This window comes from Mesorhizobium sp. 01N446 (assembly GCF_056399285.1).
In genome coordinates this window covers 91,923-114,212 of the sequence record NZ_JBFTRA010000011.1, presented here as the reverse complement: position 1 = coordinate 114,212, position 22,290 = coordinate 91,923, and the positions used below count along the sequence as shown (strand labels likewise).

Annotated in this window: 20 protein-coding genes; 10 read left to right on the top strand and 10 right to left on the bottom strand. The window is 60.6% G+C overall.

Annotation, left to right across the window (positions count from 1 at the left end; all coding sequences use genetic code 11):
• Position 1 precedes the first annotated feature (1 nt).
• From AC1DPX_RS30720 to AC1DPX_RS30700, 5 genes are all read left to right on the top strand, one after another.
• The gene (locus AC1DPX_RS30720; protein ID WP_477241473.1) at positions 2-1,045 is read left to right on the top strand and encodes a DUF7146 domain-containing protein; all 1,044 of its coding nucleotides are present in this window, start codon (positions 2-4) and stop codon (positions 1,043-1,045) included.
• Between the two features lie 249 nt (positions 1,046-1,294).
• Complete coding sequence (locus AC1DPX_RS30715) at positions 1,295-2,236, top strand: DUF2493 domain-containing protein (protein ID WP_477241471.1); 942 nt, start codon at positions 1,295-1,297, stop codon at positions 2,234-2,236.
• A 313-nt stretch (positions 2,237-2,549) separates the two neighbouring features.
• Positions 2,550-3,083, top strand: coding sequence for a hypothetical protein (locus AC1DPX_RS30710; RefSeq protein WP_477241469.1), 534 nt, complete (start codon positions 2,550-2,552; stop codon positions 3,081-3,083).
• 701 nt (positions 3,084-3,784) lie between these two features.
• Entirely contained in the window at positions 3,785-4,108 is a 324-nt protein-coding gene (locus tag AC1DPX_RS30705; RefSeq protein WP_006205585.1) for a DUF736 domain-containing protein, read from the top strand.
• Between the two features lie 57 nt (positions 4,109-4,165).
• Positions 4,166-4,504, top strand: coding sequence for a hypothetical protein (locus tag AC1DPX_RS30700; protein WP_477241467.1), 339 nt, complete (start codon positions 4,166-4,168; stop codon positions 4,502-4,504).
• Positions 4,505-4,617: 113 nt separating this feature from the next.
• On the opposite strand, the gene AC1DPX_RS30695 is transcribed toward AC1DPX_RS30700, so the two are convergent.
• Both AC1DPX_RS30695 and AC1DPX_RS30690 read right to left on the bottom strand, forming a co-directional pair.
• Entirely contained in the window at positions 4,618-5,025 is a 408-nt protein-coding gene (locus AC1DPX_RS30695; RefSeq protein ID WP_477241465.1) for a hypothetical protein, read from the bottom strand.
• Positions 5,022-5,702: a nucleotide-binding protein gene (locus tag AC1DPX_RS30690; RefSeq protein ID WP_477241463.1), complete on the bottom strand. Its 681-nt coding sequence runs from the start codon at positions 5,700-5,702 to the stop codon at positions 5,022-5,024. Before AC1DPX_RS30690 ends, AC1DPX_RS30695 begins: the two co-directional genes overlap by 4 nt.
• A gap of 482 nt (positions 5,703-6,184) precedes the next feature.
• Here AC1DPX_RS30690 and AC1DPX_RS30685 point away from each other — a divergent pair, with 482 nt between their 5' ends.
• Positions 6,185-6,592 (top strand): plasmid mobilization protein, encoded by a 408-nt coding sequence (locus AC1DPX_RS30685; protein ID WP_477241461.1) that lies wholly within the window; start codon positions 6,185-6,187, stop codon positions 6,590-6,592.
• 266 nt (positions 6,593-6,858) lie between these two features.
• A complete protein-coding gene (locus tag AC1DPX_RS30680) occupies positions 6,859-8,769 on the top strand; it encodes a relaxase/mobilization nuclease domain-containing protein (RefSeq protein ID WP_477241459.1) in 1,911 nt (636 codons plus the stop codon).
• Between the two features lie 211 nt (positions 8,770-8,980).
• On the opposite strand, the gene AC1DPX_RS30675 is transcribed toward AC1DPX_RS30680, so the two are convergent.
• The 4 genes from AC1DPX_RS30675 to AC1DPX_RS30660 all read right to left on the bottom strand — a co-directional run bounded on the left by AC1DPX_RS30675 (position 8,981) and on the right by AC1DPX_RS30660 (position 12,525).
• Complete coding sequence (locus tag AC1DPX_RS30675; RefSeq protein WP_477241457.1) at positions 8,981-10,507, bottom strand: winged helix-turn-helix domain-containing protein; 1,527 nt, start codon at positions 10,505-10,507, stop codon at positions 8,981-8,983.
• Positions 10,508-10,604: 97 nt separating this feature from the next.
• Entirely contained in the window at positions 10,605-11,087 is a 483-nt protein-coding gene (locus tag AC1DPX_RS30670) for a nucleoside deaminase (protein WP_477241455.1), read from the bottom strand.
• 80 nt (positions 11,088-11,167) lie between these two features.
• The gene (locus AC1DPX_RS30665; protein WP_477241453.1) at positions 11,168-11,341 is read right to left on the bottom strand and encodes a hypothetical protein; all 174 of its coding nucleotides are present in this window, start codon (positions 11,339-11,341) and stop codon (positions 11,168-11,170) included.
• A 455-nt stretch (positions 11,342-11,796) separates the two neighbouring features.
• Entirely contained in the window at positions 11,797-12,525 is a 729-nt protein-coding gene (locus tag AC1DPX_RS30660) for a class I SAM-dependent methyltransferase (protein WP_477241451.1), read from the bottom strand.
• A gap of 113 nt (positions 12,526-12,638) precedes the next feature.
• Here AC1DPX_RS30660 and AC1DPX_RS30655 point away from each other — a divergent pair, with 113 nt between their 5' ends.
• A complete protein-coding gene (locus AC1DPX_RS30655) occupies positions 12,639-14,165 on the top strand; it encodes a winged helix-turn-helix domain-containing tetratricopeptide repeat protein (protein ID WP_477241449.1) in 1,527 nt (508 codons plus the stop codon).
• 984 nt (positions 14,166-15,149) lie between these two features.
• Here the strand turns inward: AC1DPX_RS30655 and AC1DPX_RS30650 are convergent.
• The 4 genes from AC1DPX_RS30650 to AC1DPX_RS30635 form a co-directional block, all read right to left on the bottom strand.
• A complete protein-coding gene (locus AC1DPX_RS30650) occupies positions 15,150-16,307 on the bottom strand; it encodes a sulfite oxidase (RefSeq protein WP_477241447.1) in 1,158 nt (385 codons plus the stop codon).
• Positions 16,308-16,777: 470 nt separating this feature from the next.
• A complete protein-coding gene (locus AC1DPX_RS30645) occupies positions 16,778-17,167 on the bottom strand; it encodes a response regulator (protein WP_477241445.1) in 390 nt (129 codons plus the stop codon).
• Positions 17,164-19,023: a PAS domain S-box protein gene (locus AC1DPX_RS30640; RefSeq protein WP_477241443.1), complete on the bottom strand. Its 1,860-nt coding sequence runs from the start codon at positions 19,021-19,023 to the stop codon at positions 17,164-17,166. The genes AC1DPX_RS30645 and AC1DPX_RS30640 overlap by 4 nt, the downstream gene beginning before the upstream one ends.
• A 514-nt stretch (positions 19,024-19,537) precedes the next feature.
• Positions 19,538-20,137 (bottom strand): hypothetical protein, encoded by a 600-nt coding sequence (locus AC1DPX_RS30635; protein ID WP_477241441.1) that lies wholly within the window; start codon positions 20,135-20,137, stop codon positions 19,538-19,540.
• Positions 20,138-20,402: 265 nt separating this feature from the next.
• Here AC1DPX_RS30635 and AC1DPX_RS30630 point away from each other — a divergent pair, with 265 nt between their 5' ends.
• Positions 20,403-21,032 (top strand): TetR/AcrR family transcriptional regulator, encoded by a 630-nt coding sequence (locus AC1DPX_RS30630; protein WP_477241439.1) that lies wholly within the window; start codon positions 20,403-20,405, stop codon positions 21,030-21,032.
• A 192-nt stretch (positions 21,033-21,224) separates the two neighbouring features.
• Complete coding sequence (locus tag AC1DPX_RS30625; RefSeq protein WP_477241551.1) at positions 21,225-22,133, top strand: helix-turn-helix transcriptional regulator; 909 nt, start codon at positions 21,225-21,227, stop codon at positions 22,131-22,133.
• The last annotated feature ends 157 nt before the right edge of the window (positions 22,134-22,290 follow it).

Genomic DNA, 22,290 nt, shown 5'->3' with positions numbered 1-22,290 from the left:
CATGACCGTTTCGGCCTCCGAGCTGGCACACCGCCTTGGCGAACATGCCGAGGCGGTGTGCCGCGAATATCTCTCCAACGGCCATCGCTCCGGCAATTACTGGATGGTTGGCGATGTCCGCAACACACGCGGCCGCTCCATGCATGTGCGGCTCACGGCGGTTGGCGGCAAGGCAGCCGGAAAATGGGTCGACGAGTCGTCGGGGGAATATGGCGACCTGCTTGACGTGATCGAGCAGAGCTGTGGTCTGGTCGACTTCCGCGAGGTCGCGGATGAAGCACGTCGCTTCCTCTCCATGCCGCTGCCACCGCCCCATCCCCTTGGCGCGCAGCGCCAACCTGCCGCGGCACGCGGCTCGCCTGACACGGCGCGTCGTCTGTTCGCCATGTCGCAACCAATCGCCGGCACGCTGGCCGAACGATACCTCGGCGGCCGCGGCATTCTGCTCTCCCCGCGTGAGCGCGCGCTGCGCTTCCATCCCGGCTGCTACTACCGGGATTTCATGACGGGCGAAACGCGAACGCTTCCTGCCCTGATTGCCGCTGTCACCAGCTTCGACGGGCAGATCACCGGCCTGCAACGCACCTGGCTTGATCCCTCGGGTCAGGGCAAGGCGCAACTCGCCGATCCACGCCGCTCACTGGGTCATCTCTTGGGCAACGCCATCTGGCTTGGCCTTGAGCCCGCTGCGCCAGGCGCGGTTGTGGCCGCCGGTGAGGGGTTCGAGACGATGGCCTCGCTCTGGTCGGTGATGCCTGCGCTGCCGGTTGCCGCCGCCACCTCGGTCAATCACCTCGCCGGCCTGACCATCCCGCCTGGCTGCCGTCGCCTGTACATCGCAGCCGATGCCGACGCCGCCGGCCGGCATGGCATCGAGCGTCTCAGCCAGCGCGCGGGCGAGTCAGGGATTTTCGCCCTGGTGTTGCGGCCGCAGCTCGGCGACTTCAACGACGATCTGCGTCTTCTCGGGCCCGCCCGTCTCGCGGCATGGCTCCGCGACCAGCTCGTCCCGGAGGATGCCCGTCTCTTGCTGCCGCCCGGGTGAATGGGTTCGGGCCGACACGCGGGCCGGGACGGCGTCGCCGGATAGCCTGCAGACATAGCGGCGCTCCACCGGAGAGGCCGCGCCCGCGGCCTGCCTGAGAGGCGACCCCTGCCACCCCCCGGTTACGGCCGCAACGGCTTCGCCGTCCTCCGCTCGCGCTTCGGCCTTCGGTGCGGCCGCGCCCGGCGCGCGGCCGGGATGCGCTGTCAGGCCGCGATAGGTGCGGCCACAACCGACGGAGACACCGCCATGACCTACGACCTTCCTCTCGACGACGCCTCCGAGCCCTACCACGCCTCCTCGCCGACCGACCGCGTCATCCTCGAACTGCAGATGTACGGCCATCGCCCGCATCAGGACGAACCTGATCCTCGGCCACTTCCCGACGACGAAGTGATCCGGGCCGGCCTCGCCGGGATCGTCGAGACCTTTGCCGGCATGCTTGGCGACACCAGGCTCGAACCCGATCTCGACGACCTGCTCTGGTCCTTCGCAAACGTCTTCCACCGTGCCGCCGAGCGCGTCGCCCGCAGCCTCGACCGCAATGAGGAGGCGCAGCGTTCAAGCCAGCAGGAGCAGGACGGCTCGGAGGTGAAGTCGGTCGAGCTGGAGCGGCTGACCGCCGAGGGCATCACCTATATCGAGCGCCGCAACGTGCTCGAAATCATGCGCGATGAGGCTGCCGACCTCTACGAGGCACAAACCGGATCGGCATGGCGGCCGCGCACCGGCTCCAAGGTCAGCCACCATGCGATGACGGCGGCGGTGATCGACAGCCGCGACTTCCTCGCTGCCCGCCGCCTCGCTGAAACCGAGGTGCTCGTTCCCGCCGGCACCAAGATCGCCTTCGCCGGTGGTCTCGACTGCAACGATCACGACCGAATCTGGGACGCGCTCGACAAGGCCCGCGAGAAGCATTCTGACATGGTCCTGATCCACGGTGGCAGCCCACGCGGAGCCGAACGCATCGCCGCCTGCTGGGCCGAGAATCGCAAGGTCACCCAGATCGCCTTCAAGCCGGACTGGAACCGGCACGCCAAGGCCGCTCCGTTCCGCCGCAACGACCAGCTTCTCTCGGTGGTGCCCTACGGCCTGATCGTCTTTCCCGGCTCCGGCATCACCGACAACCTGGCCGACAAGGCCCGTCGACTGGGCATCCCCGTCTGGCGGTTCGCGGAGGGCGGCGCGTAAAGCGCCGCTTTCCTCGGATCCGCACTCGCGCGACGTGGAGCAAGCCGTCGCGGGACAACCCGTCTATCCTGATGCGCTCGATCCAGGACGTGAGCCTCTGGCTGGCCGAAGGCCGCTAGTCCACGCGCGTAGCACCTGCTGCGGCGGTGCAAGGCCTAGGCGCGCCGGCCTGCGCCCGACCGGGCTCTAGTCGCGGCGTCCCGCCGCTTCCGCGCCGGCTTCGCAGTCACGGCCAGGTGATGGTCCCTCGCGCAGGACCAGAGGGAGAGGGCGGCCGGCGCGGGGCGGGAGGCTGGAGAGAAGGAAAGTCACGATGTCGATGATATTCATAGGTGGATCAAGCGAGATATTCGAGCTGCCGGAGCCTGCCATTACTCGCATCGGCGCAATCGTTGCTGCCGAGCACGGCGTAATGATTGGCGACGCTTCGGGAGCCGATGCCGAGGCGCAAGGCCTGCTCGCGGGCTACAGATATGAGCATGTCGGCGTCTTCCATGCCGGCAAGGAACCCCGCAATAATCTGGGCGACTGGGCCGCCTACCATGTTCCTTCTCCTGGAGGCACTCATGGATCTTGGTACGACGCCGCCAAGGACCGGGAGATGGCGCGGCGCGCCGACTTTGGCATGATGGTCTGGGACGGCGCATCACCCGGTACGGCCGTCAACGTGCTTCGGCTCGCCATCGCGAACAAGCCGTGCGTCATTTACGATCTGGCCAGGGGCCGGATGGCGACGACGTACAATGTGGAGGACTGGTGCGCCATGCTCCGCCATGTCGATCCGGACACTCGCCGCCACGTCGAAGCGCGCATGACGCCGGAGGAGCGTCTAACGTTGCCAGGATGATGGATGCGGTCCCGCCGACAGCCCGGCGGGTTCAATCAGATATGTTGATCCGGCTCCTCGTCGCCTAATCCATTTGTATGTGCGGACGGAGCCGGCCCCTTCGAAACCGGTCCACGCGCAGAGCCGCGGGGTTTTGTGCGTTCATCTTTTCTCACCTCTGAAGCCGGTGCAAGCGTGCCGAACAAAATCCTGGCTTGCCGGGTCATCCAACCGGACTGCGCGGTATCATCCCCGAGGGGGCGTGAAGGCCGCTGCCAGCCGGCCCGATCTCGAAACCGCTATGCCGCCATACCGAACACGCAAGGCGGTCACGCGCCGGGCTGCTGTTCGATGTGTTGGCAATGGCGACTATATGACCCGAGAGGCTGCAGCATGTTCCTGCGATCCGCCAGCGTTGCGTCGGCGGTCTGGCGATGGCGGCCTGAGTTCTTTTCCTTCGGTCGCATCCGGGGCCATTCCCGTTTCATGTCGCCTTTGTAGACGACCGCCTGCTTTGTGCGGTCAACCCCCGTTGGGGGTACACTCGGCGAATATTCAGGAAAATTCGATTTCTGCTTTTGTCCGCGGACAGGCGAAGGGCCTGCCCGCAATTTTTCGGAAAATAGAATTTTCCAGAATTTTCGCCGAGATGACCGCAGCAGGACGGCCCTCTCCTGTGGCGCCATCGGGAATGGTCCCGATGTAACCGAAGGAGAACTACCATGGCCACCACGATCGCAAACCTCACCACCAAGGCCGACGGCTCGATGGAAGGCGTCTTTGCCACGCTCCGAGTCAACGCCCCGATCACCCTGATCCCGAACACCAACAAGTCGCGCGAGGACGCCCCTGACTACCGGATCGTCAACAAGCGCACGGGCTTCGAGATCGGAGCCGGCTGGCACCGCATTTCCCAGCGTTCGGGCGAGGAATACCTCTCGGTCAAGCTGGAAGCCCCGGAGATCGGCGTCATCTTCGGCAATCTCGCTCCCGCCCCCGGTGGCGAGGAAAACAAGAAGGTCATCCTCTGGAACAACCCCCAGTGAGGCATCGGTGGCCGGCCCCGCAAGGGGCCGGCTCCCCACCGGCAATAGGAGGTTGCAATGAGCCGCTATACCATCACTGTCACTGGTACCACCGGAAAAGTCCGCTCGGATCCAGACGCTGTCATCGGTTACGATCCCCCACTCCGGACGTACTTCCTGCAAGCATTCCCGCACGAAGAAACCGACGAGCCCGATCTTTGGCTCGGCACCCACGATCGCGCGTTCGAAACGCCTGAGGATCTTCACCGCGCAGCCATCTCACACGGCTACGACTTCATCCCGCTGTCGCCCAAACTGGCCGCAAAGCTGGTCGACGACAAAGCGGCAGCCAGCGGGCGTCCGGTGCGAGACACAATCTTCGGCCAGGTGCTGAAACACCTCAACCAACCCAATTAGGCAACACGTCCCAGGGCCGCGACGGAGTGTTCCGTCGCGGCCCTTTTTTGCACGTCGCAAAAGAGCCACGAACATCACCCGCTACAGCAAGAGACAGCGACTCCAACCGCCGATTATTCCTTCGGCAGTTTGTGCTTATGAATGCGGATATAGTCCTGGACAGCCTTTCGCAGCAGTTCGGTCATGCTGTGCCCGTTGCTGATCGCCAGCAACTTGAACTGGCGCTGCTCCGCAGCCGTCAAATAGTAGCCGCAGCGGATCATCTCCTCCTCGCGAATCTTCTTTCCGGCGATGGGGTCCTTTTTCTGACCCTGCCGCAGCAGCTTGCGGAAATCGGGGCCGACTGCCGGGGACGGCTTTGTCGATTCCTGCATCTGTGGCGCAGCTTGCTCCTTGATCCCTGACGTCTCGGCCTTCGGCGGGATGAACATGCTGGGCAGCGCTGGCGGCTGCGTGGAGATCGCCTTCATCATGCGGGCCTTCTTGTCGTCACCGGGTTTCGGTGCAGTTTCTTCGCTCATGCCGCGTTCCTTGTGGCTTCGATGAAGGTTTGCAGAAGGTCTTCAAAGACCCCTTCACTTTCGGCAATCGCCTTCGCATCGGGCACATCGGGGCTGTAAAGGGTCTGCCCGGTCTGGAGGTCACGGTAGGCAACGCGATTGTGCAGGACGTGTTCTGCAATCGGCGTGCCGTTGGCCTGGATGATGGCGCGCAGTTCGGTCAGGGCTCGCGCCCTGCCATCGATGATGGTCTGCTTGGTCAGCACGAATATCGCAGGCAGCGGTCTCCCCCGGCTCTCGACCGCCAGCGGGATGTAGTGGTCGGTGATCTGGATAGCGGCGGTCACATCGTCGAGAGCAAAATAGACCGGCACGACGACAATATCGGCGGCGAAGAGCCCAGCCATGAGGTTATCGTTTGTGGTGCCTTCCGTGTCGATCAACACGACCGAGCGTTCACCGTTGTGGGTGGCTGCGGCGCGAAGGATTTCCTGCGGGGTCATCGCGCTCACCATCTGGAACCTGTCAGGACGATTGCCAGCTTCGCCCAGCATCTGGAACCAGCGGTTCATGTTCTGCCGCCGGTCGCCGTCGATGAGAGTGACCGAATAGCCCCTATGCAGCGCGACGGATGCGAGGGCACGCAGCATCGTCGATTTGCCAGTGCCGCCCTTGGGGATCGCAGCGGAGATGATCATGGGGGCCTCCTTCCGGCGTTGTCTCCTTGTCTCCATGTTAACATGGAGACAAGTCATCATGGACACATGAAACAAAATCACGGTCGAAACATCATGACATAGTCGACGGGGCTGACCGGTTTGGCAACCCAGGCGCGCACCAATAAAACGCTCGATCGCAAGCGCAATCATTCCGGACTGCTATCTTCAGTGAGTACGGATACGGTGGAGCATCCCGACTGCAACCGCTCGGGTGTGTCCATGTTAACATGGACACAAGTCTCCAACGCGTCACCGACACATCACAACAAATCACTATGGAACATGTCGACGTTGGCGTGCCTGGTCTATGTGCTGGAAACTGGGCTAGGTCGTGAGGGGACGTCCGCTCAGTTTTAGTAGCCTCTCCCTTTTCTATATTGGCAGGATAGCCTATTTTGTGATACACACAAATAGGCGGCGCGGCCCTGTAGGGCCTTAGCGCCCGCAAGCGGGCTTGAGAGATGGATGCAGAGGCTCAGAAAACAGCGGTGAAGAGCGCCTCACGACGCTATGGCGATGTAACGCACATCCGGTTTTCGGCTGAGGAGCTGGCCAACCTCAAAGCCATTGCTGAGCGGGACGGCGTTACCGTCAGCGAGGTCGTCCGGCGTCTCGTGCGGGCAGAGGTCGGGCATCTGCCTATCGCGTCAGAGGCGTTGCGGCCGGCGATCTTGGACATGACCGATCAGCTGCGGCGCGTCGGCGTCAATTTCAATCAGGCCGTGCGCGCCATGAACGACGGCCGTGTTGCCCACGATGAGGATCTTGAGCAGGCGCTGATCGCGGTGGGCGACCTGGTGCGGCAGTTCCGCGACGAACTGAAGGCGATGACTGGCGGGTCCCGCAAGGCGAGGGAGGCCAGGCCTTGAGCGGTCGTCTTGCTGGCTACGCGGCCGAAATCGAACGCTATCTTCGAGGCGGGTCCGGCGTGAAGCGCGAGGACCTGGACGACGACAAGTCCGCGACGAGTGGCGGACCCCTCGGGCAAGGACAAGCCGGCTCGACGCTAGCTGGCGGCAGGAACGCCCCTCGTTCGTCGCAGGCAGGGACAGGAGTGGCAGGGAGCTCCGTCGCCAGCGGGGCTCCGAAGTCCACTGCAGCTGCTGGCTCACCCAAGGCCGCTAGCGCTCCGATCATGGTCTATGGCGCCACGCTCGCCGGTTTCCGGCCGGAAGAGGAGGAGGAAGACTGGAAGCGGCGCGGCGGCGGCGGCCGTGGTGCGGGTCGCGCGAGCGCGACAGGACGAGCGGCGCGGGTCGCCTTTCAGGCACGCGCCGTGGCGGCACGGGCAGGCTATGCGGCGGGTGCGCAGCCTGCCGTGTTCAAGGTCATGCCCAATCCGCCATCGACCAAGGAAGCGGCGGCTCGGCTGCTCAATTACATCGGGAAGCGCGAGGACGAAAAAGGCGAGAAACACGACATCGAGATTTTTAACGAGGATGGACAAGTCCTTGCGACAGGCGGCGCACGAAAGGCGTTCCTGGAAAGGTTTTGCGAGACGTTAGAACCGCCCTTGGAAAACACCAATTTTATCGAGGTTCGTTTCGAGCTCGCCGGCGAGGTCACCGACGCCGCCTTGAGCGAGGCGTTGAACAAGGCCCTCGGCGCAAAGCCGTTCATCTATGCACAGGACGGGCAGACGGTGGAGGCTTACGCACACACCGATGAGCGGGCGGGGCCGCTCGCCAAGGTGCTTGCGGGCGGTCGGGAGAATTCGCGCAGCAAGGCGCTCGACAAGATCGAGGCGCACTTGTCCGAGGCCATGGGCGCCGCTGGCGTGGTCGCCAAGGCAGAGGTAACTGCGGCCGTGAGCCGTGAACCCAAAGCGAAATATTTCCTGCAGAAGTTCATCCGCACCCACAACCAGGTCCGCCACGCAAATGGCGAGCCTGTGTCCGGGGCGAAGTTTTCCACCAAGGCGGCGGCTTCGGTCTATGAACAATGGCGGCCGCAGTTTTCGGGGCGTGAGCGCCGCAATGCCTATCACCTGCTTTTCTCGGCAAGGGTCGGCACCGATGCCAACGCCGTCATGGCCGCGGCGCGCGCCGTGCTCGAGGAGCGCGCGCCGGGGTACAAGTTCGTCCTGGCGCATCACAAGGACACCAAGCACGTCCATATCCATGCGATGGTGCAGGCACGGTCAGCCGACGGCGAGCGCCTGAAATTCTACAAGCCAGACCTTGTCGCCTGGCGCGAGACCTTCGCGGAAAAGGCACGCGAGAATGGCATTGCGATGGTGGCGACGCGGCGCATGGATCATGCGATGACGCGGCCATTCACCAAGGAGCATGCCGGGGCTTATAGCCGCGCCCAGAGCGATCCGCGCTATCAGGTCAGCGCCAAAACAATCGAGCGAGTTGAGGCCAAGCGGCAACGCCGTTTGGATGGACAATCCCTTGTCGTGAACGGCGACGCAATCGCTGCCGCATGGCAAAAGACTGTGTCGACAATGCGTACCGCGGGCGTAGTCGGTCAGGCTCTCATGGCAGCGGAGTCGATCGGAAACAATTTTCTGCAGTTCCGTCGCGATCGAGCAGGGGAGGGGCAGCCAGGTCCTGGCGCGGGTCGTGGGACTGATCAGTCGGGGCAGGAGTCTTTCCTGTCCCATCCCGGTGTGAGAGAATTGAATGCACTGATAGGAGATTTGAACATGGCGCAAACCCCCTTGGAAATGCGGCGTCAGATGGCCCGCGTCAATCAGGCTCTGGACAACATGCGCGAGACGCTGCCGCCGGCGCATCAAGGACAGTTCGAACAATATCGTGAAGAGGTGAACGACAAGATGCAGGAACGTCTGGCGCGGCTGCAATTCGAGCGCCAGCAGCAGCGTCGTGGCGGTGTCGACGAGCCGATCCCCGAGCGCGAGGCGCGAGGGCGCGACCTTCCAACTCGGGACGATCTCCGCCAGCCGGAGCAGCCGCGCACCGGCACCGAGCAGGAGAAGGTGAGAGCCAAGCAGAAGGACGCGAACAAGCAGAAGGCTCTGCGGGCTGAAGAGCAGGACCGCAAGACCCAGCGCTCGAATGATAACGATTACGAGCGCTGAGCAAGGGCCGACCTAGCCTCCTCGCGCGGTTGGCTATCAAACGACGCATTCGTCACAGGATGATCAGGCTGCATGGCAGTAATGCGCCCCTTATCTGCCGTTGAGGTCAGCTCTGCCACCCTCTGAAAGCGGACGTTCCTGCCATCCGACAACGCGCCACTTGGCATTCACGAGGCCATGCATCAAGGTCCAAAACAGTTGGAGGGATCGTTCACGCCGATCTGGACCTCGCATCGGGCACGCCCGCCAGTGCTAGCCCCTCATAGATTGCGGCCAGGCGCAAAGGATCCTTCGCCGGCTGCACGCGTCGGATTTGAGACAGACTTGCATGCGGCTGAATCTCGAGCCATTTGGTGAGCCACGCTTTGGCTGCATCCATACGTCCCAGCTGCGCGTTGCCGGCGACCAAGACCCAGTAAGCGGGAAAGAAGGCAGGGTTCAACGCGACAGACCGGCTCGCCCTTTCGATCGCGGCTTCGTAGTCGCCCAGTATCATATTGGCGTGCGCGATCGTCGCGGTTGGAAAGCCGCTCACGGAATCTTTTGGACTCAATGCCATTGCCCGCTTCGCCAGCCGGATCGCCTCCTCGACGTCTCCGCAGTGGAGCTCGACTACCGCGGCCTCGGTGAGAACGTCGATGTTGTTTGGCCCATCGTCGACGGCACTTCTCGCCAGTGCTAGGTTCTGGTCATAGTCCTTTGAGATATGGATCAGGATGAGCGCCCCGCGACATAGAATCTCCGGGTCACCGCGCGCAGCGGCGATTGCGCGACGCGCGAGTGCTTCGCAAGCCCCCTGCTCATTCTCTCCAAGGTTCGAAAATCCCATTAGAATGCGGTTAAAGTCGAGCCACGCTGCGACATGGAGTCCGTATGCGTAGGTCGGGTCCCGCTCGACGGCGAGCGTCGCAAGTTCCAGCGCCGTCTCCAAATCGGCGCCGTAGCCGGGATTGGCGTAGAAGTATCGCGCAGCCCTGAGCGTCAGATCGTACGCATCCAAATTCTCGGGCCGAGCCCGCCGCGAACGCTCCATCTCAGCGGCGCGGATTTGCGGCGCGATCCTGCCGACGACATTCTCAGCGATACGCTCCTGAACATCGAAGACGTCCTCGACGACACCGTCAAACGTATCGCTCCAGAGCTGTGCTCCGCTTGCCGCGTCGACAAGCTGCGCGGTGACCCGCATCCTATTGCCCGCGCGCCGCATGCTGCCCTCGACGGCATATCGAACGCCCAGGTCGCGCTGCAATTCGCGCACATCGACGTTGCGGCTCTTGTAAGCAAACGAGCTGCTGCGTGCGAGTACAACGAAGGTGCTGAACCGGCTGAGTGCCATGATCAGGTCTTCGACGACACCGTCCGCAAAATAATCCTGAGAGACGTCGCCGCTCAGATTTTGGAATGGCAGGACGATGATTGAAGGAAGCTTCAGGCCGCCAATCTCGGCGTCATTTGTGGATCCAGTTGCGCCTTTGATCAGCCGATAGCCGACCCGTGGGACGGTTACGATCCACTCGCTGCCATCGTCGCGCAGCCCCAACGCTTTGCGCAGCGCTGAAATCTGTACCGTGAGATTGTTTTCTTCAACGATGGTGCCGAGCCAAGCGGCTTCCATCAGCGTCGATTTGTCGACCGGACCGTCGGCCTTGGCCAACGCCGTCAGCAGTGCGAGCGCACGCTGCCCCAGCGGCAAGGTCACTCCATCGCGCAGCACTATCTGCCGCTCCGGGTCGAGCACGAATGGACCGAAGTTGCACGATTCCCCCATCGCGCCTTTGTAGCGCCTATTTCCACGTATGGGGAGGCCGAGGCAAGGGCCGCGCGCGGCAATTGATCTACTTCCAGAAATCGGCCTGCAGTTGCGCTGATTCGTCTTCGAGAAGAGGCCCGACGATCTCGGTTGGACGCTGTCCGGCCTCGAAAACGATATGGCAGGGCAGGTCGAGCGTTGGATTTTCCTCGTGTGCGCCGGTCTGCGCCTTCAGGTCACGTTCGGTCTGGCCATAAACGACCCGCCCGATACCGGCCCAATAGATCGCACCGGAGCACATCGCGCACGGCTCAGCCGATGTATAAAGTGTGCACTCGCGCAGCTGTTCCATGCTGAGATTCTTCGCGGCCCACGCGGCCAGCAGCCTCTCCGAATGAGCGGTACGGTCGTATCCCTCGGATGTATAACCGTTGCCCTGCTCGCGCAGCACTTTGCCGTCACGATCGGCCAGCAGGCTCCCAAAGGGATGATCGCCTCCGTCGCGGGCACGGCGCGCTACTGCAAAGGCCTGCCTGAGCAGGCGCTCATCATAGGGGCGTTGTGGCATCGGCCGATCCTCCCGAAGAGTTTGATAGTCTAGCGAGCTGTGGGTGCGTTGATACATTCTACTGGACGTTCACCTTTTCATTAGGCTTGGGCGGCGCGCAACGCCAGGGCGCTACCCACATACGCGGCGTTGCTAACAGACCTCAGAACCGCGGCGGCGAGGGAGACAATACGCTCGACTACCGCGAAGGCATTGGCGGAATCCTCGGCATTGTAGGTCAAGGTGTCGGCGGTGACGATCTGAAGAGGGTTCATTTCGGTCTCCCGTTTGGCGCTTCGTTGCGCCAGTGAAGGAAACCATCGCCCAAAGGCCCCGTTAGGGTCCTGAAGCGAGTGCCTAATTGTCTCTAAATGTTCCTAAGGATGCGCCTTGGCGGATTGAACGTCTTCTGCTGGCTGAGCGGACTCCAGAAGGCTATTGGTCGGCCTTCAGCCCGACGGAGGACAGGGGCAGCTCATGGCGCAAACAGAGAGCGACCGCGAGTGATTTTCAATGGTCGTGAAACGTGCCGCACATGGATGTCGTTTCCCTGCTGTTTTGCGCCTCCATACGGAAGTTGGGGTCAGGTTTGCCAGCGCCTGAAAGCTACCCGCGCTCAACCTAGACATCGTAGCGGACCCTAGTCCCGGCCAGGCGCTTGTTTGGCGGTCGAGAGCGTCTCGACCCGAACTAAAAGGACCCCGGACCAGTACTGGACGCGAGGGGCGCGCTATGCCCTCAGTGAAAACATCCGGAACAGGCCAGTCGGCGAAACCATCACTTCGTCTACCTGCGAGAACCCGGCGAGATGTCCAAGGCCAATCCATGCAGATCGCGTTTCTGGATAGTCATTGTCACGGACGTGGTCCCGCACCGTGTGCCATTCCGTCGGCGTCAAGGCAGTCCAGTGCGGTTCCTGCAGGTCCCATCGTCGAAGCCACTGGTCGCGGTCCTCACCGTCGGGGCTAGCATTCTCGTAAAAAATTACGACTCCATCCCGACCAACCAGCTGCCGCAATCGTGAAAGGATCGGCAGCTTTTGTTCGTGCCCGAAATGATGGAGCGAGAGCCCGATCCAAGCGATGTCGATCTGTCCTGCGATATCTTTAAGCGCTGTTATGAAATCCGTCTCGATCAAGTCGACGGGGCACTCCAGCCTGGAGGTGGATTCGCGGGCAATCGTCAAGGCGGGCGCCGAAAGGTCGACCCCGATGAATCGCCCAACAGGGGTTCCCTCTAGCGCGCCGACTGTCTCCCTTGCATCGCCGCAGGCAATATCGAGGAATGAGAACCCGCGCGGCGCGTCCCGCAGAATGAAGTCGTGAAGGCAGCCATAGGCCTCGCGATGGAACAGGTAGTTGTTGTCGACCATCTTGCGATATACGGCCCACTCCTCTTGAAACAATGTCGTCGCTCGATTCGTTACGGCGCGCTGCGTTGTAGATGGGATGGCGTTCACAGTCCCTCCTTGCATTCCGTTGYAACCGCGCCGACTGTGACGACGCTGTTCCAACAAGTCTTGAAGGGAACCTAAAAAACGCCGAAAACCTCCGAAATCCGGGTTGGTGAAGAATGGACGAGTCCCTCGTGTTTGGCCCCTTTGCGCTTGACCCGCGCAATGGCTCGCTGTTGCGCGCAGGGGTCGCCGTTCCACTCGGCTACCGGGCTATGCTTCTCCTTGCCGAGTTCGCCGGGCAACCAGGAGTGGTCCTCGGCAAGACCGCCCTTATGGACGCGGCTTGGCCTAGCATGGCAGTGGAGGAGAGTAACCTTTCCGTCCAAATCTCGCAGCTCCGCAAGCTGTTGGGCGAAAGGCCAGAAGGGGGCGAGTGGATCACCACGATACCTCGCGTCGGCTACCGCTTCGCAATCACCGAGGGAACGCTCACCCAAGCCGATGTCTCGCATGAGCCCGGCCCTTCCATCGCGGTTCTGCCATTCAAGACACTTTCGACCGATCCAGAGCAGGAGCATTTCGCCGACGGTCTTGCCGAGGAGCTGAGTCTGCAGCTTGCGCGCCTCCGCTGGCTAATGGTCGCTTCGCGAAACTCGTGCTTCTCCTACAAAGGCCAACCGACAGACGCCCGTCGCATCGGACGTGAACTTAATGTGCGCTACATCCTCGGCGGCAGTGTTCGGCGGTCGGCGGATCGCGTGCGCGTCGCCTGCGAACTATGTGACGCGACCAGTGGCCTTCAGGTCTGGGCCGAACGTTACGACAGCGACCTCGAATCCTTCTTCGATCTGCAGGACCGTATCACGGGTGCCGTTGTTGCGGCGATCGAGCCACGACTCTACACCGCAGAGCATGAGCGCGCCCGCACCCGTCCACCGGGCAATCTCGATGCCTGGGGCCTTGTCATGCAAGCAATGCCCTATGCCTGGACCTGGGGCACGGCGATGGAAATCGCCTCGGCCGAGGCATTGCTGCGTCGCGCCATAGTTCTTGATCCCGACTACGCTCGCGCCAACAGTCTGCTGGCTTGGACACAGGCGGCCCGTGTGCAGCTAGGCCTCGATGAGCGCCAGGAAGCGCTCCAAGTGGCACGTGAGGCCGCCCTGCGAGCCCTCCGCCGCGATCCGAAGGATCCATGGACATACTTTGCCGCAGGCTACGTCCATATGGTCGGCCGCGAGTTCGAACCCGCTGTCGCCGCGCTCAACGAGGCGATCGAGCTCAACCCGAGCATGGCCATCGCCCATTTGATCCTCGGCTCGACCTATGGCTATGGCGGCATGCCCGAGGACGGTCTTCACCATCTTGCGCTATCTGCCCGACTGAGTCCCCGTGACTTCAGCCTCGCAGCTAACCACGCAACGAGGGGCATGTGCCACATGATTGCCGGTCGCCTCGACGAGGCTATTATTAATCTTCAGCGTGCCGTCGAACTGCGGCCTCATTTTGGTACTGCGTGGCGCACGCTCGCCGCTACAGCCGGCCTCGCTGACGACGGTCCCCTCGCAGCCCTGGCTCTTGCCGAGGCACGGCGGCTTCATCCCACGCTTACCCTCGCCTGGATCGAAGCGTTCCACCCGATCGTTAGATTGGAGGATCGCGCTCGCTATTCCAGCGGTCTGCGGGTGGCCGGGCTTAAATAGCCGTTCCCCAGTTTTCGCACGATGACTTCAGGCCGCTGGCCAAACGGTCCCAATAGCCTGGCCAGCTTCCGTCCTAGGCGCCCTCTTTCGGGTGCGTGTCCAAGCCGTGAAGCAGTGGTGCAATTCGCGGGCCAAACTCGGCCGCATTTCGCGGCGCCCTCCGGAGCCCCGCGAAAGGAAGGTCCACCGTTTGTGTTCGAGGGCACCGGATCGTCGTCATGACGTGATTGCCGGCGACGCCAAGCATCTGAGCGGTGTCGCCAGATGTACCGAAAGAGCAAGCACCACACCCCGTCACTGCCGAGCCGGCCGTCCGGGCCGTTGAAGCACTCTAATTGAGGTCGTCATATTGATAGGTTTGCCTGGGAAAAACACTTGGATGGGCGAGCTTTTTGTGTGGGTAAGCTCACCCTGGCCTATTGGTCCCGCACGGCAGGCCCAGCACTCTTACGGCATGAAGGCGGAGTACGTTGAACTAGTTTTGTTGGGGCAATCTCTTGCCAATGCAGACGAAAATGAACCGTCCGCTTTTTGATCGAGAGTGATGTCGCGGAGAAAACTGCCGGTTCCATCCTGTTCGATGTTCGCGTCGATGGCGACACCCGATTCCAGAGAGGTGCGCCAATTGGGTATGACGCAAACGGCACGGTCGCAATTTGCATGGACAAGCACGAGCAACTTTGCTCGCGCCACTGGACGGCAACGACGACTCAATTGTCGAACTAACCGCGTGGTGTTCACTGCCGATGGCCGAGCAAGCCCGTGTTAGCTACAGGAGCGCCGTCGCAAGATTACTGGCGAAGCTTCGTCGGACGGGATTCTTTGAATGAGATGGCCGCTGGGCGGCCCTTCAGAGATCGAGCCGAGGTGTACATGGGGATTTGATCGCCTTTTGTGCCACTGTGAAGTGACCCCATGACAGCAACATGGGGTCACATTGATCCTCCGCCACGTCGGCGCGGCTCTCCGCCCGCAAAAAATTCCCTAGTGAATGCCGATACGACGGGTCACCTGACCGTTGCTTTCCCAATAGGTATGCTTCTTGGCGATATACGGATCGTCCATTGCGGGTTGGACCTGCCCTTCCATACTGACCGCCCGCGAGGTGACGGTGTGCTCCCCGGCGGAGGGCTTGGGCCAGTCGACCGACCACATCTTCCAAGCAAAGTCGGCTTTGTCGGTTTCGTCGATGGCCGCCGGCATCCACGGCCCGTCGTCGACTTTCACCTCCACCCGGTCGATCGGCGCGCCCCAGGCGGCGCCGACAATCCGATAATCATTGCCGATATGAGTGACCCGGGCCGGTGCCGATTTCAGCCGCGCCCGCCCGACAGAAGTTTCCACCCATACTGTCTCGCCGTTGTGGTCCTCCTCGCGGAGCGTGACATAGTCGCGTCCCATGAAACGGTTCTCGAAGCGCTGGTCGCGCACGTCGATACGCTGAAGCCATTTCGCGTTCGCGATCCCATACCAGCCGGGCGCTATCAGCCGCAACGGGAAGCCATTATCAGGGGGCAAGGGAGTTCCGTTCATCTCGTAGCAAAGGATGTTCTTGGGATCCATGGCGTCGGCGAGTGACATGCTGCGGGCGAAATTCTGCGTGAACTTGACATCGTCGGCTCGCTTGATTTCCCCTTTATCAGTACCCCAGAAAACAACCTCGATACCACTGTCAAGGACCCCTGCCTCCTTAAGGATCGGGGCCAGCGGCGTGCCGGCCCAGCGCGCATTGCCGATGCCGCCGTTGAAAAACGGCAGGCCGGTATTACCCGAACACTCGACCGTGAACGTGACTTCCTGGCGTGGACGAGCCTTGATGTCGGCGAGTGTTAGCGCTGTCGGCTTTTTGACCGACCCGCTGATTTCGAGTTTCCACTTGCTTTCGTCGATAACAGGCCGGTTGAAATGCGCGATTGAAAAGAACTTGTCGTTGGGCGTCACCCAGGAATCGAGATCCTCCCAGACAAGCTGATTTTTGATGACCTCTGGAACCGGGTTCGGCGGCAGCTGATCGAGCCATTTGATAACTTCCTCGCCGACCCGAGTTGGAAAAGCGTTGGCCACCCGTGATTGAAAGAACGCCAATGCCGCGAGGGCCGCGCCGCCTTGACCGATAAATTCACGTCTCGGAAGATAATGCATGATGACTTCTCCTCCTGTGAAAAGTTGAGAACTCCTTCAGTGATGAATGCAATAGCGGCCGGACACGCTAATGAGAGGCCGGCCGAGGTGGCAACTGTGAGAGCGCACGGAACAAACCGGGTTAGAAGCTCTGCAATTAACGCGGTTTCTTACACTCTCAAGCGCCAGCTCAAGTCCCAAGCAAGCGATCCAGAACCATATGCCCTATCTGTCCTCGTGGCGAGGGCAACAGATGGATCTTTGCACCATTCCTTCTTCAGACGCCAACAGCTGCCATTTCGCTGTCGGCCCCAAAGCTGCCTGACCGAAAAGCGCCTAATGTAGGACGTTAAGTCCCATTTCGGCGTTGTCCAAAAGCGGACCTTACGAGCGCCTAGCGCCAGATTAAGATCTCGAATCATGTCGGCCATAGCCTACCGTTGCAAAGCACACGAGCAGTTCCGGCTTCGGCCTAATAGCAAATCCTCAAGTCACATGCTGACGGGTTCGGTCCCGCCTTGCTCATCTGAGAGCGCGAGCCGCAACGAATGGTCTAACTTCTCCTTGGAATAAGGTTTGGCGATAATCGCCGATCCTCTCGCGAAGTCTGCCGCACCATTTCCGTATCCGGTGGCGCACACAATCGGAATGCCTCGCAACCGTAGTGCGTCGGCAACGCGGTCGCTCCGCTCCCCGCGAATGTTCAGATCCAAGACAGCCGCGTCGATTTCTTGGGTTTCGATCATCGCAATCGCGCCTTCGATGGTGGTGGCGGGCCCAATAACTGTGACCCCAAGCTCAATCAGAAAATCCTCAGCCAGCATGGCAATGAGGGATTCGTCTTCGACGATGAGCACACGTCGGCCTGACAGTGTTGTCATTGAGGCAACCTCCCCTCTGCCAAGGGGGCATCGATCCTGCAGACGAGGCCCTGGGGTTGGAAATCCATCGCGACCTCCGCCTCGAGATCTGCAGCTAAGCCCCGCTCGAGGAGGCGAGAGCCAAAGCCTCGCCTGGCCGGTGAGGAAACTGTAGGCCCCCCGAGTTCGCTCCAAACCAGCTTGAGCCTTGGCTTGGGTTTGTCGGTGCGAAACCACTCGACGGAAATTTTGCCGGCCTCGTTTGAAAGGGCGCCGTACTTCACTGCGTTGGTCAGCAATTCATGGAAGGCGAGCGCTAGGGAAAGAGCTTGGTTAGGCTGCAATCGAATTGCTGGTCCAGTTGTCGAAACCCGGTTGGAGAATGCGCCTCGAATCTGAAGGCTATCGCAAACAAGTTGGTCCAGTGATGCATGTTCCCAACTGGTCTGCGTCAGGATGTTGTGCGCTGCCGAAAGGGCCATGAGGCGGCCTTCAAACGCGGCATGAGCATCAGTGGCCTCCGTTCCCCTGAACGTCTGATGAGCAATACCTTGGACTACAGCCAGAGTGTTCTTCACACGATGGTTGAGCTCAGCCATCAGCAGTTCTCTTTGTGCCTCCGACCGCCGTCGCTCGCTGATATCCACCACAGAGGCGAGCGCCATCATTCCTTCGCTCGTCTGAATCGGGCTGAGTCCAATCTCAACCGGCACCTCTTTTCCATCTTTCCGGCGCGCATAGAGATCCCGCCCCGCACCCATTGGGCGTGCCTCCGGGAAACTCCCATACCCGCGGCGAAAAACCGGGTGCGAGCTACGATAGCGATCGGGGACAAGCATCTCGATGCCTTGCCCGACCATCTCCTCCCGCCCATAGCCGAATAAAGCTTCTGCATGAAGATTGACGAGAACAATGCGTCCGTCCTCGTCTGTCATCACCATGCCACTTGGAGCCGCCTCTACAGCTGATCGAAACCGTTCCTCACTGTGGCGCATCGCGATCTCCGCCTGGTCACGTTCCGTGACGTCGACATTTACCCCGATCAACCCGCGAAATATCCCACTTGCCGAGAAGTGAGGACGAGCCGTTGTTAGCAGAACGCGGTACTCCCCCCTGCAATTCCTGTAGCGACCCTGAACCGAGACGGCTGATTGTGTAGCCAGTGCCTGCAACATTCGGGCCCCAATATCGGCAGCATCATCAGGATGAATGGTTGGGTGCCAATTGAACGTCGGGACATCCTCGGTCTCGACGCCCCAGAACTCTCGAAGCATGATGTTCAGATTGGTGCATTTGCCCAAAGCGTCACAAGTCCAGATCATCACCGGAGCGTGTTCCGACATAAGGCGAAACTGTTGCTCGGATCCTCGCAGCTCTTCTTCGGCAACTTTTCGGGCCTGCTCTGCTCGCGTCCGCTCGAGATAAAAGCCGATCTGTCTGGCAATTGTCGTAGCGAGATCGATCTCATGGCTGACAAACGAATGCCTGTGTTCATAGTAGGTCATGAATTTTCCCACTACTTCGCCTTGGACTGTCAGTGGAATGAACGCCAAACCAACGATGCCTTCGCTGGCAATAATCTCTTTGACGGCGGCAGCTTCATCCGTTTCAGAAATGTGCGAAACAAAGATGGCATCAGGGTTGCGTTCGCCCACAGCCCAAGGCGAGTGCCCCTCAAGCGCCTTTCTGTAACTTTCGGATAAGCCGCGCCAGGCTACGAAGCGCATTACGCCTGCTTCATCAAAGAGCAACATGGAGGCGCGACGGCACCCTAGGCCGTCACGGATGGCATCCAGGCCGGCTTCAAAAGCTTCGTGGCTCGACTTTGCCCGGTACAGTCGATCCGTCAGCACGTAAAGCGCGCTGAGTTCGTCCAACCTCTCTGTGAGCTTCTCGCTGCCCCCGCTTAACTGCAACGCCGACCCTCCCTTTGGCGAATAGCTATTAGCAACGACGCATAGAACGCTGACCGGTCATTTTCGTTCCGATCCTTAACTCGGCAGTTCGTAGTGGATTGCCAATCGCGGCTGCAGGGACACCGTCGATCGAGCCCCGGCGGCCATCATTCTCTGGCATGCCAACCGGAGCGAGGGTTCGGCTGTTTCACAGAACATCCTCGACCGTCCTCTCGACGCATTCGCTTTGAAAAGCCCGCCACTTCGGAAGCCGCAGGCTTGAATGGCCTTGGAAACTGAATTCACGCTCCGCCGAATGGGTTTCTAAGGCGGCCCGTCAAATCTCGGCCCAAAGGAGGTTCCGTGTACCGGTTCCTCATATGGCTTCGATACACATTTCAGACATTCAGTTGGGCAACGACACACTGACGAAGGCCGGCTTCTGACGCAAAGGAGACCGGAATGGCGAGCCTCACCTGACCTACGAAACGCGCTATTATAATGGCAATTGACTTTTCGGCCTGAATTCGGTGACAGCGATCGCGCGTATCCACAGCCAGCCCGCCAGCCAGGCGATTGCTGCCGCAAGAACGGCCAAGCCCAAATCAAGAGTCCACTCCGGAACGAACGCACGCAGTGCAATAGGCACCGCGCCGGCGACATAGAGGACGAGGGGAGTGCGAGGCACACCTCTTCCGACGGCAAGAGAGATCGCGAACGCGAGCGTCCCAAGAAGAAAAAGTAACGAACTGGCGACCAGAGCCAGGCCTAGCGGGCCGTCCCGCAGCTCGATGATTGTTGCCAGAGGAAGTTTCGAAAATACCAGATTGATCACCACTTCCACGCCTTCCAAACTTGCAAGTGCAATGAAGTTGATGACGAACGCGACTGTGCCAGGTAGACCCGCGCGCCGACCGAACGCAAGGAACAAGCCGACGACAAGACCGAGTGCCAAAATCTCGGCGAGTGGCGCAAGAAGTTGCGTTAGATCGGTGGTCGCAATGAGCGAGCTGCGTTTCGCTGCGTTGACCAGAAGTATAACGGCGCTTCCCACCCCGGCCATAGAGGCAAGCCGATAAAGGATGACGCTGGACACGGCCGCGCTCGATGGAGCGGTCCGGACATAGGGCGCATTAGATGAACTCTGGGACGATGTGATTTGAGAGCGGCGGGGGTTGGCGTTTGCGACAAGCATCTTCTTCTCCATCTGGGCATTTGGAGGCCCGCGGGTACCGCAGGTCTGTCCCTATCACGTTTGTAATCACTGCTTACATCCTAATGCGAGGATTGTAAACAGTGATTACATTTTCTTGAATCGTGATATGGGTGAGGGTGCTGTTTTGTCGAACGAAGGAAATGAAATGCGAAAGACAAAGGCGCCTCGCCGCACCGGCTATCACCATGGCAATTTGCGGGACGCGCTGATCGATGCCGCGGTTCAACTTGTCGAGGAAGGCGGCCCCGACAATGTGAGCGTGCGCGAAGTCGCAAAGCGGGCAGGCGTTTCGCCTGGCGCGCCCTTCCGCCACTTCAGCAACAAGACTGCACTTATGACGGCCGTCGCAGAGCAGGCAATGAGCCGTTTTCGATTAGAGATCACGGCAGCAGTTGAGAACGTTGCCACTGATGATCCAATCGCGCGCTTTGCCGCGGTTGGAACAGCTTATCTGCGGTGGGCAATTCGAAACCCGACCCATTTCCAGATCATTTCGACACGGACTCTTATCGACTGGGAAAGCTCGGATTCGCTTCGTCATGATAACCAAGTGGTGCGGTCTCTGATGGAAGAGTCGATGAAAGAAGCACAGCTTCGACACTTGCTCCGATCAGACGACATAGCGGAGACCCAGGTAGCTGCCAGAGCGTTGGTCTACGGGCTCGCACGCATGTGCATCGATGGACACTTTGCGCAGTGGGCGGAGGCTGGACACACTGCGGAGCGAACGACGCAGACCATCCTGGAGCACTTCGTGAAACTCATTGAAAAATGAGGGGTCAGAAATAGCCACTGCATCCGCATTCTAATAGGTCGCGCGGCCTACGTGATGCACGTCGATCCTCATGGCATTGCAGGCGCGAAAAGCGGAAAGGGGCGGGCTTGAGAAAGCAAAGCGCTTCCGGACTCGCCGTCCCAGCTGGGGTAGGTGGATGCGGCGGCGCGCGCCCTGGCCGAGTTTGGGAAGATGGGTTCCGCGACGCCTAAGCCTCTTCCGGATGCTGACATCTGCATGTCACCGGCGCCATATCGACTAGGGAGCAGCCTCAATGATTTCCGTTCTTTTCGAGATCTATGGCATAGTAGTCGCATGCAGATTTCAGGCATCGGAAGGATCATCTTCTGGTCTGGCGGAAGCCTTTGGATCGGGCAGGCAGTTGGCCCGATTGAGCTTCACTCCCACCATGCCATTCAGGTCAGCATGGGCCTGTCTGATCGCGTGCAGTTCCGAACGAGCGATGCGGTTGCTTGGGTATCCTATGGCGCGGCTTTCATTCGGTCCGACCTGCCCCACTCGTTCCAGGCACCCGGTAAGACAGTTGCCAACCTTTTCTGCGAGCCCGAGTCTGCTCTAGGCCGTGCCCTTTTGGCCCGTTTTGGAAGCGACCATATCGTGGGCCTCCCTCCAGCCTGCATAGCGCCACACGCCAAGGCTCTTCGTTCAGCGTTCGATGACGGGAATGCCGACGAAGAACTTGAGCATATAGCGCTCGAGACGCTTTACGATCTTTGCGGAGGTGTTCCAGCAAGCCTGGTCGATCAGCGGATTATTCGTGCCACCGCTTTCATTGCCGCAAAACTGGGAGAGCAGCTCACGCTCGAAGCGGTGGCCCATCATGTTGGACTCTCCGCGGGGCGCTTCAGACACCTTTTCGTCAAGGAAACAGGCATCTCGTTTCGAGCCTATCTCCTTTGGACAAGGCTCAATCGAGCGCTCGAACTGGGTTTCGGGGGAACCTCTTGGACTGATGCGGCTCATACGACGAACTTCGCGGATTCTGCCCATCTGAGCCGAACGACTCGTAGGATGTATGGGCTCGCTCCAAGTTCGTTGCGCCAGCAACTTCCCCCGGCATCCCGTCCGATGTCCGCATAGCCCCTTCATTCAAGTCTGCGACAGGCGACAGGTCTATCAACGCATGCAAATCGCAACTTGAGGAGCATCGCCATGCCTGCCCAATTCGCCCGACGCCATCTGCTGGCGGTCATGCCGTCAACCGCGCTCGTTGTCGCCGGCGCCGGATTTGCTGCAA

What these genes read in the sequence shown, in the direction of transcription:
- AC1DPX_RS30720 (WP_477241473.1), top strand. Translation starts at nt 2, where the DNA reads ATGACCGTTTCGGCCTCCGAGCTGGCACACCGCCTTGGCGAACATGCC.
- AC1DPX_RS30715 (WP_477241471.1), top strand. Translation starts at nt 1,295, where the DNA reads ATGACCTACGACCTTCCTCTCGACGACGCCTCCGAGCCCTACCACGCC.
- AC1DPX_RS30710 (WP_477241469.1), top strand. Translation starts at nt 2,550, where the DNA reads ATGTCGATGATATTCATAGGTGGATCAAGCGAGATATTCGAGCTGCCG.
- AC1DPX_RS30705 (WP_006205585.1), top strand. Translation starts at nt 3,785, where the DNA reads ATGGCCACCACGATCGCAAACCTCACCACCAAGGCCGACGGCTCGATG.
- AC1DPX_RS30700 (WP_477241467.1), top strand. Translation starts at nt 4,166, where the DNA reads ATGAGCCGCTATACCATCACTGTCACTGGTACCACCGGAAAAGTCCGC.
- AC1DPX_RS30695 (WP_477241465.1), bottom strand. Translation starts at nt 5,025, where the DNA reads ATGAGCGAAGAAACTGCACCGAAACCCGGTGACGACAAGAAGGCCCGC.
- AC1DPX_RS30690 (WP_477241463.1), bottom strand. Translation starts at nt 5,702, where the DNA reads ATGATCATCTCCGCTGCGATCCCCAAGGGCGGCACTGGCAAATCGACG.
- AC1DPX_RS30685 (WP_477241461.1), top strand. Translation starts at nt 6,185, where the DNA reads ATGGATGCAGAGGCTCAGAAAACAGCGGTGAAGAGCGCCTCACGACGC.
- AC1DPX_RS30680 (WP_477241459.1), top strand. Translation starts at nt 6,859, where the DNA reads ATGGTCTATGGCGCCACGCTCGCCGGTTTCCGGCCGGAAGAGGAGGAG.
- AC1DPX_RS30670 (WP_477241455.1), bottom strand. Translation starts at nt 11,087, where the DNA reads ATGCCACAACGCCCCTATGATGAGCGCCTGCTCAGGCAGGCCTTTGCA.
- AC1DPX_RS30665 (WP_477241453.1), bottom strand. Translation starts at nt 11,341, where the DNA reads ATGAACCCTCTTCAGATCGTCACCGCCGACACCTTGACCTACAATGCC.
- AC1DPX_RS30655 (WP_477241449.1), top strand. Translation starts at nt 12,639, where the DNA reads ATGGACGAGTCCCTCGTGTTTGGCCCCTTTGCGCTTGACCCGCGCAAT.
- AC1DPX_RS30650 (WP_477241447.1), bottom strand. Translation starts at nt 16,307, where the DNA reads ATGCATTATCTTCCGAGACGTGAATTTATCGGTCAAGGCGGCGCGGCC.
- AC1DPX_RS30645 (WP_477241445.1), bottom strand. Translation starts at nt 17,167, where the DNA reads ATGACAACACTGTCAGGCCGACGTGTGCTCATCGTCGAAGACGAATCC.
- AC1DPX_RS30630 (WP_477241439.1), top strand. Translation starts at nt 20,403, where the DNA reads ATGCGAAAGACAAAGGCGCCTCGCCGCACCGGCTATCACCATGGCAAT.
- AC1DPX_RS30625 (WP_477241551.1), top strand. Translation starts at nt 21,225, where the DNA reads ATGGGTTCCGCGACGCCTAAGCCTCTTCCGGATGCTGACATCTGCATG.